The sequence below is a fragment of the Escherichia sp. MOD1-EC5189 genome (assembly GCF_002966045.1).
In the GTDB taxonomy this organism is placed as follows: Bacteria; Pseudomonadota; Gammaproteobacteria; order Enterobacterales; family Enterobacteriaceae; genus Escherichia; species Escherichia coli_F.
Genome location: NZ_PTRX01000020.1, coordinates 57,507 through 70,285, shown reverse-complemented (window position 1 = coordinate 70,285; position 12,779 = coordinate 57,507). Strand labels below are relative to the sequence as shown.

Sequence of the window (12,779 nt, the reverse complement as noted above, 5' to 3'; positions counted from 1 at the left end):
GCTGACGCATCTTATCCGGCTTATAGGACGCTGCAATTTATTGAATTTGCAAGGCTTGTAGTCCGGATAAGGCGTTCACGCCGCATCCGGCAAGGTCAGTGTGGCCCGATGTAGCGATAGCGCCGGCTTAATCAGATTTAATCTGCGCGCGCGGCGGATATTTTTTCAGGATCTCCATATACGCATGCATTTCGGTCTGTAGCGGTACTCCCATCGGAATATGGCGGACGCCGATGGAGTCGCTTTCCTGCGGATCGGTGTACAGGTTAAACACCGACGATCCCGCCGTTTGCATTACTGTGCCGGTGAATCCACCCTGATATCCGCTCTGGGTATAAGCGTAAGGTTGCTGAATCAGGACGTGATACTTGAACTCATCCATACGCACAGCAGAAAGTTTGCCGTTGAGGAAGTAGTGCTCGGCCTTACGGTTAGACTGACCATTTGTTCCCAGGAAGAAAGATGTCTGGTCCACACCATCAATAAAGGTGGTTTTCGGTACTAAATTCGCCACTTTCGCTCCAGGATGTCCTGCCAGATCCAGCGCCGTAGGGAAGAGATCCGCCAGATCGACAATACCGTCAGATTTACGCGGTTGGATCATCCCTTTCCAGTAAACGAAGGTTGGCACACGAACGCCGCCTTCCCATGTAGAACCTTTCGCACCGCGGAACGGCGTGCGACCGTGCGGCGGAACTTCAGCTTCCGGACCGTTATCGGAGGTAAAGACGATCAGCGTGTTATCCAACTGACCATTTTTCTCCAGCGCTTTATACAAGTTGGCGAAGATATCGTTCATCTCCACCATGCAGTCGCCATACGAGGTGCGTGCCGGAGAGCTACCCGCATATTTGGCGTTCGGGTAGTTATCGAAGTGACAGCCGCGAGTGCCGTAGTAGAGGAAGAAAGGCTTATCGCTCTTCGCCATCTTGTCGAGGAACTTAACGCCATATTCCATCCAGCGTTGATCCAGGTCTTCCATATATTTCGGCGTAATGTCGGCAATGGCTTCCTGTTCACCGCCGCGCACGGCATGAACGTCATCTTTGCTGAACGGCAGTTTTTGGATGTATTCAGAACGATCCGGGCTCAGGGCGACTTCCGGGTTGACGTGAACATCACGCCATTCGGTATACATATCGGATACCGAGTTAAAGCCGCGGAAATCATCAAAGCCAACGTTCTGCGGCTGCGACTCTTTGTTTTCCCCCATATGCCATTTCCCGATGGCCTGGGTGACGTAGCCCTGATCGTGCAGCAATTGCGGCAGGGTGGTTAACCCTTGCAGACCGCCCGGTTGCCCGTACATTGGCGGCATCAGAATGCCGTGGTGGATGGAGTATTGTCCGGTAAGAATCGTGGCGCGGGTTGGGGAAGAACTCGGTTGAGAATACGCCGAAGTTAAAATCAGCCCCTGGCTGGCAACGGCGTCGATATCTGGTGTAGGGTTACCCACCGCCACGCCACCGCCGTTAAAGCCAACATCCATCCAGCCCACATCATCCAGCAAGAAAACAACCACGTTCGGTTTCTTACCGGTTTTTTTCTCAAGTTCTGCCAGCTTCCGCTGGGTTTCTTTGTCTTGTGCAGGATGCTGCATCACCGGCATCATGTTGTCGGCAATAGTGGTCGCCGGTTTAACCAGATACTGGTTTGGGTGATCGTATCCGGCAAAGCCTTTGCGTGCGGTGGCGGTTGACGGGGTATCTGCTGCGCTGGCCATGAGTGGAAGAGCGGCGGCGACAGCCACAACAAGAAGTTTGGGTGAAAACGAAAATTCCATGCAAAATGCTCCGGTTTCATGTCGTCAAAATGTTGACGTAATTAAGCATTGATAATCGAGATCCCTCTCCCTGACAGGATGATTGCATAAATAATAGTGATGAAAATAAATTATTTATTTATCCAGATAATGAATTGGAAAATCAGGAGAGCGTTTTCAATCCTACCTCTGGCGCAGGTGATATGTAAGGCGGTGATGTTATATCGCGTTGATTATTGATGCTGTTTTTAGTTTTAACGGCAATTAATATATATGTTGTTAATTGAATGACTTTTATTATTCATTATATATATGTGTAGAATCGTGCGCAGGAGAAATATTCACTCAGGAAGTTATTACTCAGGAAGCAAAGAGGATTACAGAATTATCTCATAACAAGTGTTAAGGGATGTTATTTCCCGGTTCTCTGTGGCATAATAAACGAGTAGATGCTCATTCCATCTCTTATGTTCGCCTTAGTGCCTCATAAACTCCGGAATGACGCAGAGCCGTTTACGGTGCTTATCGTCCACTGACAGATGTCGCTTATGCCTCATCAGACACCATGGACACAACGTTGAGTGAAGCACCCACTTGTTGTCATACAGACCTGTTTTAACGCCTGCTCCGTAATAAGAGCAGGCGTTTTTTTATATATCAGAAAGGCCCCGGAGGTGCTTGCCTCCGGGTGAGAAAGAGCTACTGTGGCGGGTTGTTCTGCAACGTCAGCATCAAGCCATCGCGACGCATCGCTGCGGCTTCTTCCGGCTTGTGCAGTCTGTCCAGCGCGTCGGCAAGCCATGCGTAATCGTAGGCGTCCGGACGTTGTTTCAGCGCCGCGCGGAAGGCGAGCGATGCTTCCTGCCATTCGCCGTGCTTCATCAGCGACTGACCCAGTGTGCTCCACAACAACGGGCGATCGCCCACGTTTTTGATCTGTTGGCGCAGCACTTTTTCCAGCTGTTCCGGGTTATTGGTTTTCAGACGCGGGATCGGCAGCAGCAGGCGATCATCATACTGGCGTTTCAGGCCGTCGATGATAATTTGCTGGGCAGTATCATGATCGTCACATTCAATAAGATGTTCCGCCATTGCCACCTGTAACGCCACCTGATGACGCGTTTTCCGGCTTTGGTTTTTCCACCAGTTACGCAAACCTTCGCTACCGTTATCGGCACGCGCCTGATCCATCAGGCCAATCCATGCCTGTTGTTCCAGCATTGCACGATGCTCTTCATCGCCAACGTGGGCTTTTGCCATTGATGGGATGATATCCAGCAGCGAACTCCATGCACCGGTGCGGATATACGCCTGTTCCGCCAGACGTAATACTTCCGGATGGCGTGGCGTAACTTCCAGCAGCTTATCAACGCCGTGACGTGCTGCATGGTTTTCATTACGGGCCAGTTGCAGACGTACACGGGTGATTTCTACCGGAATTGTGTCGTTGCCGGCCAGCTCCGCTGCGCGTTCCAGATGTTGGTTGGCGCGTGCTTCATCACCGCGTTGTTGCGCGGCTTCGGCAGCCAGCAGATAGTTCACCACCGGTTGTTCAGCGTGATCGGCATTTTTCGCCATCAGCTTTTCAACTTGCTGATAATCGCCTTCCGCTAGTTTCAGCAGCGCCTGTTCGGTCTGCTTACGGGCACGGCGACGCTTACGTCCGACAAACCACCCACGGGTGTGTGCGCCTGTGCGGAAGATCCGCCGCAGTAGCCACTCAATGGCAAACAGCACTACCATCGCCAGAATCAAAATGATCGCCAGGCCCGTGACGCTGGTTTCGATATTGTAGTTGTCGGTCTGAATCAATACGTAACCCTGATGACCGGCAATCATCGGGCCAACCACTATCCCCGCAATCAGCAAAACAAAGAGCAACAACACTTTTAGCATGGTTATTCTCCTTGCGGCGCGGCTGCCGGAGTATCAGCTTGCGGTGCAGGTGCAGGTGCAGGTGCAGGTTTAGCTTCCGTTGTCCCTGCTGCCGGTTGTGCCAGCAGGTTACGCACGCGGGTCTGCATCAGTTTTTCCAGCATCGCCTGGCTTTGCAGGGTTTCCGGGAGATCCATCGAGATATTTTGCTGACTTAGCTGATCCACCTCGTCGAGGAACGCTTTGGTGGTGGCATCATCAGTATCGTAATAAGCACGTACCCAGGTGGAGACATTCTCCAGCGCCTGGCGGTAAGTCTCTTCCTGATGACGCGGTACGGCTTGTGCCGCGACCAGCAGGCGGGAGCGAATATTTTCGCGCAGATAGATATCCTGATTCGGTGCTAACAGTGGTACGGCGGTGTCATCACGACGGCGAATCGTAATGAAGTTGTCCATAAAGTTCTGCCAGCTTTTTTGTAGATTGATACGCCATTCGCTGAGGGAACTGGAAAGCTCTTCGCCGTCGGAATCCATCGGTGAACCATCGCTGTCATTATCGGCCAGACGCAGGTTATCTACCTGATTAGAAAGCTGGTTCAGCTTAAGGATGATGCCGTCATAATCCACCTGCGATACCGCAGAAAGGCTGGCGATATCATCGGTAATTGCCCGACGAACGGTAATCAGACTCGGGTCATTCATATCCGCCAGGCTGGCATCTGCACTTTTCAGCAACGCTGCAGCGGTCGTGACGTCCTGATCGCTCCACAGCTTCCTTCCGGCGAGTTTCACCAGGAAATCAGCCTGGGCCAGCAGCCAGGTTTTAGCATCGCTGCCGGAAATAGTCGCGACCTTTTGTTGGACTTCATCCAGCTGTTTTGCCAGCGTTTCTTGCTGACGATTCGCTTGCTCAAGCTGTACAGCTTGTTGCTTGATAATGCCTTCCAGCTCGGCTTTTTGGCTCTCCTGGGCTTTTTGCAGTGCCGTAAGTTGGTTAGCCAGGGCATCGCTGGTGGCAGTCTGATTGACGGCCTGTTGTTTACCCCAGCCATACAAACCGACGCCCGCCGCCAGAGCAATAGCGATAGCCACCGCGCTGAGAATCAATGCGGTGTTGTTCTTGCTCTTTTTTTCTGTTGCGACAGGTTGTGACGTGGTGTCCACGGCCTCCCTGGTCTCTTCAACCACGGCGGAGGTTTTTTCTTGTTCCGTCATTATGGCTTCCTGTTATGAGAGTTATTGTAATGCCCGTAAAAGCGCATCGTTGTCAGCGTTATCGGCGACCTTAATGTCTTGCCAGCCCAGTTCCCGGGCGAGTTTCGCCAAACGCTCACTGACGACCAATAGTCGACAGCGTAGTAACCAGTGCTCACGATACCATTGTGGGATCAGCGACCAGAGTTGCTGTAACATTTCACCGCTGGTAACAACGACTGTCGTTACCTCGCGGGATTGCCAGCGCATCGCTTCTTCTGCACCATCGTAATGGATTGCGCATCGTTGATAACATTCACAAAAAGTGACTTCAGCGCCGCGCGCCGTCAGGGTATCCCCAATCAGCTCACGACCGCCATTGCCACGTAATATCAGCGCACGTTTGCCCGCAATATTTTGTAATTCAGGTAATTGTAGCAAGACTTCGCTGATTTCCCGATCCTGCGGGTAGAGAATCTTCTGTCCGCTTACGGTGTGTAGCGCCAGTGCGGTGGTCCGTCCAATGGCAAAATAAGTGGGTAGGTGGGGCCATTTACGCTCTTGCTGATGCAGCTGTGATTGGGCAAAAGCAACCGCGTGTTGCGAGAGGGCAAACAGCAGATCGCTCTCACCCAGCGCTGCCAGTTGATCGGCAAGTTGTGATAATTGCCGACCCGGGGAAAACTCAATCAGCGGAAAATGCCAGGCCACCTGCCCCAGTGTGCGCAGACGGCTCACTAACTCTTCTCCAGCGGGAGACGGGCGGGTGACCAGGATACTCATGCCGGGGCGTCTCCGTTATAGACTTCAGCAAGGATCTCGCGCGCGCCGTTATTCAGTAGCTCTTCTGCCAGCGAAATCCCCATTTGTTCGGCATCTTGCGGCGCACCGCGGCGTTCACCGCGAATAATCTGCGAACCGTCCGGCGCGCCGACCAACGCACGCAGCCAGATTTCGCCATCAATAAGCTCGGCGTAGCTACCAATTGGCACCTGACATCCGCCTTCGAGACGGGTATTCATGGCGCGTTCGGCGGTAACGCGCAGTGCAGTTTCGTGGTGATTCAGCGCGGCAAGCAGCTCGCGAGTGCGAGTATCATTAAGGCGGCATTCAATACCGACCGCACCTTGTCCTACCGCCGGAAGAGAAATCTCGGGTGGCAACGCGGCGCGAATGCGTGACTCCAGACCTAAACGTTTTAGTCCGGCTACGGCAAGAATGATGGCATCGTATTCGCCGTTATCCAGTTTGCTCAGGCGAGTGCCGACGTTGCCGCGCAGGGAGCGGATAATCAGGTCCGGGCGGCGTTCAGCCAGTTGGCACTGGCGACGTAAACTGGACGTCCCGACGATACTGCCTGCCGGTAACGCATCCAGACTGTCATAGTTATTGGACACAAAGGCATCGCGAGGATCTTCGCGCTCGCAAATGGTGACCAGCCCCAGACCTTGCGGGAATTCAACCGGCACATCTTTCATTGAATGTACGGCGATATCGGCGCGATTTTCGAGGAGCGCGACTTCCAGCTCTTTTACAAATAAGCCTTTTCCGCCTACTTTCGCCAGCGGCGTATCAAGAATCACATCGCCGCGCGTCACCATCGGTACCAGTTCAACGACCAGGCCCGGATGGCTCGCCATCAACTTGTCTTTGACATAGTGTGCCTGCCAGAGTGCAAGTGGGCTTTGGCGTGTGGCAATTCTTAAAACATTGTCTAACATGCTTGTTACCGTCATTATCATCCGTGGTCCATCCTAACATCCTTGCCAGAGCGATGTCAGTGTTGTGGTGAAACGTAGACGCCTGCGCAAACCGTAAAATGAGGTCTGGCAGTGGATCCTGACAGGCGTTTCACGCCGTCGTAATAAGGAATTTACAGAGAATAAACGGTGCTACACTTGTATGTAGCGCATCTTTCTTTACGGTCAATCAGCAAGGTGTTAAATTGATCACGTTTTAGACCATTTTTTCGTCGTGAAACTAAAAAAACCAGGCGCGAAAAGTGGTAACGGTTACCTTTGACATACGAAATATCCCGAATGCCGCGTGTTACCGTTGATGTTGGCGGAATCACAGTCATGACGGGTAGCAAATCAGGCGATACGTCTTGTACCTCTATATTGAGACTCTGAAACAGAGACTGGATGCCATAAATCAATTGCGTGTGGATCGCGCGCTTGCTGCTATGGGGCCTGCATTCCAACAGGTCTACAGTCTACTGCCGACATTGTTGCACTATCACCATCCGCTAATGCCGGGTTACCTTGATGGTAACGTTCCCAAAGGCATTTGCCTTTACACGCCTGATGAAACTCAACGCCACTACCTGAACGAGCTTGAACTGTATCGTGGAATGTCAGTACAGGACCCACCGAAAGGTGAGCTTCCAATTACTGGTGTATACACCATGGGCAGCACCTCGTCCGTAGGGCAAAGTTGTTCCTCTGACCTGGATATCTGGGTCTGTCATCAATCCTGGCTTGATAGTGAAGAGCGCCAGTTACTACAACGTAAATGCAGCCTGCTGGAAAGCTGGGCCGCCTCGCTGGGCGTGGAAGTTAGCTTCTTCCTGATTGATGAAAACCGTTTCCGACATAATGAAAGCGGCAGTCTGGGGGGCGAAGATTGTGGCTCCACCCAGCATATACTGCTGCTTGACGAATTTTATCGTACCGCCGTGCGTCTCGCCGGTAAGCGTATTCTGTGGAATATGGTGCCGTGCGACGAAGAAGAGCATTACGACGATTACGTGATGACGCTTTACGCGCAGGGCGTGCTCACGCCTAATGAATGGCTGGATCTCGGCGGCTTAAGCTCACTTTCTGCCGAAGAGTACTTTGGTGCCAGCCTTTGGCAGCTCTATAAGAGTATCGATTCTCCCTACAAAGCGGTGCTGAAAACACTGCTGCTGGAAGCCTATTCCTGGGAATACCCAAACCCACGTCTGCTGGCGAAAGATATCAAACAGCGTTTGCACGACGGCGAGATTGTATCGTTTGGTCTCGATCCGTACTGCATGATGCTGGAGCGTGTTACTGAATACCTGACGGCGATTGAAGATTTCACCCGTCTGGATTTAGTGCGTCGCTGCTTCTATTTAAAAGTGTGCGAAAAACTCAGCCGTGAACGCGCCTGTGTAGGCTGGCGTCGTGAAGTGCTAACCCAGTTAGTGAAAGAGTGGGAATGGGACGATGGTCGTCTGGCAATGCTCGATAACCGCGCTAACTGGAAGATTGATCAGGTGCGTGAGGCGCACAACGAGCTGCTCGATGCAATGATGCAGAGCTACCGTAATCTGATCCGCTTTGCGCGTCGCAATAACCTTAGCGTCTCCGCCAGCCCACAGGATATCGGTGTTCTGACGCGTAAACTGTACGCCGCGTTTGAAGCATTGCCAGGTAAAGTGACGCTGGTAAACCCGCAGATTTCGCCCGATCTCTCGGAACCGAATCTGACCTTTATTTATGTGCCGCCGGGCCGGGCTAACCGTTCAGGTTGGTATCTGTATAACCGCGCGCCAAATATTGAGTCGATCATCAGCCATCAGCCGCTGGAATATAACCGTTACCTGAATAAACTGGTGGCGTGGGCATGGTTTAACGGCCTGCTGACCTCGCGCACCCGCTTGTATATTAAAGGCAACGGCATTGTCGATTTGCCTAAGTTGCAGGAGATGGTCGCCGATGTGTCGCACCATTTCCCGCTGCGCCTGCCTGCACCGACGCCAAAAGCGCTCTACAGCCCGTGTGAAATTCGCCATCTGGCGATTATCGTTAACCTGGAATATGACCCGACAGCTGCGTTCCGCAATCAGGTGGTGCATTTTGATTTCCGTAAGCTGGACGTCTTCAGCTTTGGCGAAAACCAAAATTGCCTGGTAGGTAGCGTTGACCTGCTGTACCGCAACTCGTGGAACGAAGTGCGTACGCTGCACTTCAACGGCGAGCAGTCGATGATCGAAGCCCTGAAAACTATTCTCGGCAAAATGCATCAGGACGCCGCACCGCCAGATAGCGTGGAAGTCTTCTGCTACAGCCAGCATCTGCGCGGCTTAATCCGTACTCGCGTGCAGCAACTGGTTTCTGAGTGCATTGAACTGCGTCTTTCCAGCACCCGCCAGGAAACCGGGCGCTTCAAGGCGCTGCGCGTTTCTGGTCAAACCTGGGGGTTGTTCTTCGAACGCCTGAATGTATCGGTACAGAAACTGGAAAATGCCATCGAGTTTTATGGCGCTATTTCGCATAACAAACTGCACGGCCTGTCAGTGCAGGTTGAAACCAATCACGTCAAATTACCGGCGGTGGTGGACGGCTTTGCCAGCGAAGGGATCATCCAGTTCTTCTTCGAAGAAACGCAAGACGAGAATGGCTTTAATATCTACATTCTCGACGAAAGCAACCGGGTTGAGGTGTATCACCACTGCGAAGGCAGCAAAGAGGAGCTGGTGCGTGACGTCAGTCGCTTCTACTCGTCATCGCACGACCGTTTTACCTACGGCTCAAGCTTCATCAACTTCAACCTGCCGCAGTTCTATCAAATTGTGACGGTTGATGGTCGTGAACAGGTGATTCCGTTCCGCACCAAATCTATCGGCAACATGCCGCCTGCCAATCAGGATCACGACACGCCGCTATTACAGCAGTATTTTTCGTGATGAGCGTGCCGGAAAGCGAGGCTTATCCGGCATGCAATCTTAGCGGAAACTGACTGTTTCACCCGCTTGCTGCGTTGCCGCCTGTTCCAGCAAATCCCAGAAGGTTTCGCCGCTACGGTCGCAAATCCATTCGTCGCCTTTCAGATCAAAATGGTAGCCGCCCTGTTTGGTTGCCAGCCAAACCTGGTGCAGCGGTTCCTGACGGTTGATAATGATTTTGCTGCCATTTTCAAAGGTAATGGTCAGCACACCGCCGTTGATTTCGCAGTCGATATCGCTGTCGCCATCCCAGTCATCCAGACGTTCTTCAATGGTCAGCCACAGGGTATCGGCCAGGCGATGAAATTCACTGTCGTTCATTGTTGTATCCTGTTTTTAAGTGATGGCGGCAGTATAGCGGCATGGGGTCAGGGCTTCAAAGTTTGCCCGTCTGCTGCTGCGTTCCGGCACGATTCCTCCGTCACCGGAATAATAATGTCGCTATTATGAATTTCACGGACATTCTTTTCTCTGACGTATGTTTTCGCTGGGCAGGGGGAGGGTGTAATCCTTACCTCTGTATCGGTCCATGTATAAACATTGCGATCGTCATAAGCAAAGCGATCGTTTTTAGTTAGCGGGCTGTTAGTTGGAATAATTTGCACGCTCTTGCGTGACCGTAATTGGTGGATAAAGTAAGCATGCTGTTTGCCGCGATTAAATGAGTGATCAATGACCAGGTCTGGCGAATCCAGCGGGATTATTTCAAGCTGGTCTTCACCAAAAGTCGATAATTTTGTTACATACAGCCGATCTTTATACTGCGCAATATTGTCAGTAATCAGATGAAATTGTTCAGGTTCAATACCTGGTAGGTCTATCCACTGGCTCCACTGACGGTCGGGCGTGAGCTGTTTACGCCAGCGAACGCGACTTTCCCCTACTTCAAAAGAGACGTCATCATCTACGGGTATTGCCTTGCCTGATAATTGACCAAAGGGATAACGATGCAGACCCTTATTGTCGCGAAAAACCAGCAGTGAATGAGGTATCCAGCGAATTATCTCAAATGAGTCTGCATTCGCCGTAAGGTGAACGCCATTTAAATAAATATTCTGCCCACTGCGGATAAGCAGATCATTGGAATACAAATTTCTGTTTACACTCATAAGACGTGGATTAATACCCCACCATCTTTTTTCTAATACAGTAACATTACTGCTGCTCCCCTGACGTCGACCGGACAAGTAGAGATTTTTACTATCCACCAGCGTGGTAGAGTTACCTTCGATAGCTTTTAGTGTCGCCAGATCAACACGTGACGCGCCGCTATTACTTTCGGTGCGCTGTCCGTCAAAATAGAGGCTATATTTATCGACCGCGAAGCGGCCCATAGCTTGAAAGCTGGCAATATCGACAGTGGGTGTTCCCGGTGGATTGCTAACGATTTTGCCACGCCAGAGAATAACGTGGCCGTCTGTCACCCAGTGGTATTCCTCATTTTTTATGCTTATTTCATCGGTGGGTATATAGCCTTCCACTAACTCCCGCTTCCCGGATATATTTGTCACAAGGCGCAAATCGGCTCTGTTCATCTTCGGAAATTGGGCAATAATTTTCTCATCCTCCCCATAACCTTTACCGTAAGACATAACACCGTGATCATTGTAATAGTCGAACCCTATGGCCTGTACAGCAGGTGTCAGAAATGTGTGCCCCAACAGGATGAGTGCAACTGTGATTATTTGACCTTTCATTTTGTCGCCTCATTGCGCGGGGCAGGAATAAATTCGCCGTCATCGGTAATTTTTCCGTCCAGATATCCCGTTTTGTAATTTACGCCATAGCCATATCCCGAATGTTGTTCCTTCCAGATTAAGCGAACTTGTTTCGGATCCGCGGTGCGGTATCGCCAGAGCTGCGCGCCATCAAAGCTGTAAACGTAGCGGTTATCGCGGGCATACCATCTGCGCAAAAAGGGATGGTCATCAAGATGGGCTTCGCGTTCATCCGGAGAGTGGTTATCCAGTAAGATCAGCGGTCCGTCAGATTCAAACACGTGTAAACCGGAATGGTTTGGCCACCCTTCGGCACGCGTAAGTAAATAGCCATGGCGTTTCCCGGCGTTGAAACGTTTGTTGATAATAAGATTGGGATCATCAAGTTTTACGATCTCCAGCTTGCGGTCACCAGACTCTGTTTCGATGATGGTATAAAGCGAATCCTGATACTGGGCGACAGCATCACTGATGGGGTGGAACTGTTCAGGATCGAGCCCCGGTACTTCTTCCTGTTTACAAGCAGGCCCTTTACGCCAGAACACTTTCTTTTCCAGCAGAGAAAAATCCAGACAGTGCTTTGTTAAATCTTCATCCCACGCCAGATTTTCCTTGTCGAGGACTTTACGCTGTAGCCCGTTTTTATCACGCCAGGTCAAGAGTGAGCCGGGCATCCAGCGCACGACGGAAAAGGTGTCCGGGTCGGCATCAAGCTGTTCGCCGTTGATCAGGATTTTGGTCCGTGTACGAGCCAGGGTATCCCAGGGGCCAAATGGCATAGCCACACAGGGATTAAACGCGGTAGAAAACTTTCCTCGCTGATCCCATGACTTTTGTGCCAGCACACGGAAACTATCGGGATCTGCGAGGCGATGCCCATTGATATACAAGAAATTAGCGTCACGTAATATCAGCCCCAGTAAGTCAGGATCCCAGGGAGGCCGGAATTCCACCTGATGCAGTGTTTTGATATCTAAGCTATTTCCCCCGCCATTGTTATCGGTGCGCTTGCCTTCAAAATAGAGACTGTGTTTATCCGCGGCAAAATCTCCCCATGCCTTGAATGAGGCGATATCGACGGGTGGTGCGTCGTGAGGATTTTGCACTACTTCACCCGCGTAGAGGATATAGCGACCATCGCTATGCCAGGAGTAATGGGGATACCAGGCTTGTGCGCCCTCATAGAGGTTGTCAGTTGTTAGATCAGTCAGAGGTGGTTCTTTATTCCATTCATCTTGTGTTGTTGCGTCTATTAATAAATTAGGTAAACGACGCAAACTCTTGTAATTCACGTCAGGTAGAGAAAGATTTGTTTCTTTATAAGGGCGCAGGTACACCACGCCTTTTCCCTGTTTCTGGTAAATATTATGTTCAGGCGCGGAAAGCCGACATCCCCATGCCGGGGATAAGAATAACGAACAAGACAACAAACAAACCACATTGCGATAGTGCATAAAGCCATCCTGGCGCGAGGTGCCGATCACGAAACTACCAGCAAAACATAAATCCCCACGTGTAAGCGTTATACTCGCAGC

The 12,779-nt window shown here is 51.3% G+C and carries 9 protein-coding genes; 1 reads left to right on the top strand and 8 read right to left on the bottom strand.

Features of this window, described 5'->3' with window-relative positions:
- Positions 1-127: 127 nt before the first annotated feature.
- From aslA to hemC, 5 genes are all read right to left on the bottom strand, one after another.
- Positions 128-1,783, bottom strand: a complete 1,656-nt coding sequence (aslA, locus tag ATB02_RS17290) for an arylsulfatase AslA (protein WP_105271962.1) — start codon at positions 1,781-1,783, stop codon at positions 128-130.
- Positions 1,784-2,461: 678 nt separating this feature from the next.
- Positions 2,462-3,658, bottom strand: coding sequence for a protoheme IX biogenesis protein HemY (gene hemY / locus ATB02_RS17285; RefSeq protein WP_000921791.1), 1,197 nt, complete (start codon positions 3,656-3,658; stop codon positions 2,462-2,464).
- A 2-nt stretch (positions 3,659-3,660) separates the two neighbouring features.
- A complete protein-coding gene (gene hemX, locus ATB02_RS17280; RefSeq protein WP_105271961.1) occupies positions 3,661-4,854 on the bottom strand; it encodes a uroporphyrinogen-III C-methyltransferase in 1,194 nt (397 codons plus the stop codon).
- Between the two features lie 21 nt (positions 4,855-4,875).
- A complete protein-coding gene (hemD, locus tag ATB02_RS17275) occupies positions 4,876-5,616 on the bottom strand; it encodes a uroporphyrinogen-III synthase (protein WP_105271960.1) in 741 nt (246 codons plus the stop codon).
- Positions 5,613-6,554, bottom strand: coding sequence for a hydroxymethylbilane synthase (gene hemC / locus ATB02_RS17270; protein WP_001355383.1), 942 nt, complete (start codon positions 6,552-6,554; stop codon positions 5,613-5,615). The genes hemD and hemC overlap by 4 nt, the downstream gene beginning before the upstream one ends.
- Positions 6,555-6,940: 386 nt before the next feature.
- On the opposite strand from hemC, the gene cyaA reads away from it, so the two are divergent.
- The gene (gene cyaA, locus ATB02_RS17260) at positions 6,941-9,487 is read left to right on the top strand and encodes a class I adenylate cyclase (protein ID WP_105271959.1); all 2,547 of its coding nucleotides are present in this window, start codon (positions 6,941-6,943) and stop codon (positions 9,485-9,487) included.
- A gap of 39 nt (positions 9,488-9,526) precedes the next feature.
- Here cyaA and cyaY read toward each other — a convergent pair whose 3' ends face one another.
- From cyaY to ATB02_RS17245, 3 genes are read right to left on the bottom strand one after another with little or no spacing between them, the layout of a single operon-like run.
- A complete protein-coding gene (gene cyaY / locus ATB02_RS17255) occupies positions 9,527-9,847 on the bottom strand; it encodes an iron donor protein CyaY (RefSeq protein ID WP_000999963.1) in 321 nt (106 codons plus the stop codon).
- Positions 9,848-9,894: 47 nt separating this feature from the next.
- On the bottom strand, positions 9,895-11,223 hold the full coding sequence (locus ATB02_RS17250; protein WP_105271958.1) for a DKNYY family protein: 1,329 nt from the start codon (positions 11,221-11,223) through the stop codon (positions 9,895-9,897).
- A complete protein-coding gene (locus ATB02_RS17245) occupies positions 11,220-12,698 on the bottom strand; it encodes a DKNYY family protein (protein WP_105271957.1) in 1,479 nt (492 codons plus the stop codon). Before ATB02_RS17245 ends, ATB02_RS17250 begins: the two co-directional genes overlap by 4 nt.
- Positions 12,699-12,779 lie beyond the last annotated feature (81 nt).

Excerpts from the sequence above, each read along its gene's own strand:
- aslA (WP_105271962.1), bottom strand. The coding sequence starts at position 1,783 with ATGGAATTTTCGTTTTCACCCAAACTTCTTGTTGTGGCTGTCGCCGCC.
- hemY (WP_000921791.1), bottom strand. The coding sequence starts at position 3,658 with ATGCTAAAAGTGTTGTTGCTCTTTGTTTTGCTGATTGCGGGGATAGTG.
- hemX (WP_105271961.1), bottom strand. The coding sequence starts at position 4,854 with ATGACGGAACAAGAAAAAACCTCCGCCGTGGTTGAAGAGACCAGGGAG.
- hemD (WP_105271960.1), bottom strand. The coding sequence starts at position 5,616 with ATGAGTATCCTGGTCACCCGCCCGTCTCCCGCTGGAGAAGAGTTAGTG.
- hemC (WP_001355383.1), bottom strand. The coding sequence starts at position 6,554 with ATGTTAGACAATGTTTTAAGAATTGCCACACGCCAAAGCCCACTTGCA.
- cyaY (WP_000999963.1), bottom strand. The coding sequence starts at position 9,847 with ATGAACGACAGTGAATTTCATCGCCTGGCCGATACCCTGTGGCTGACC.
- ATB02_RS17250 (WP_105271958.1), bottom strand. The coding sequence starts at position 11,223 with ATGAAAGGTCAAATAATCACAGTTGCACTCATCCTGTTGGGGCACACA.
- ATB02_RS17245 (WP_105271957.1), bottom strand. The coding sequence starts at position 12,698 with ATGCACTATCGCAATGTGGTTTGTTTGTTGTCTTGTTCGTTATTCTTA.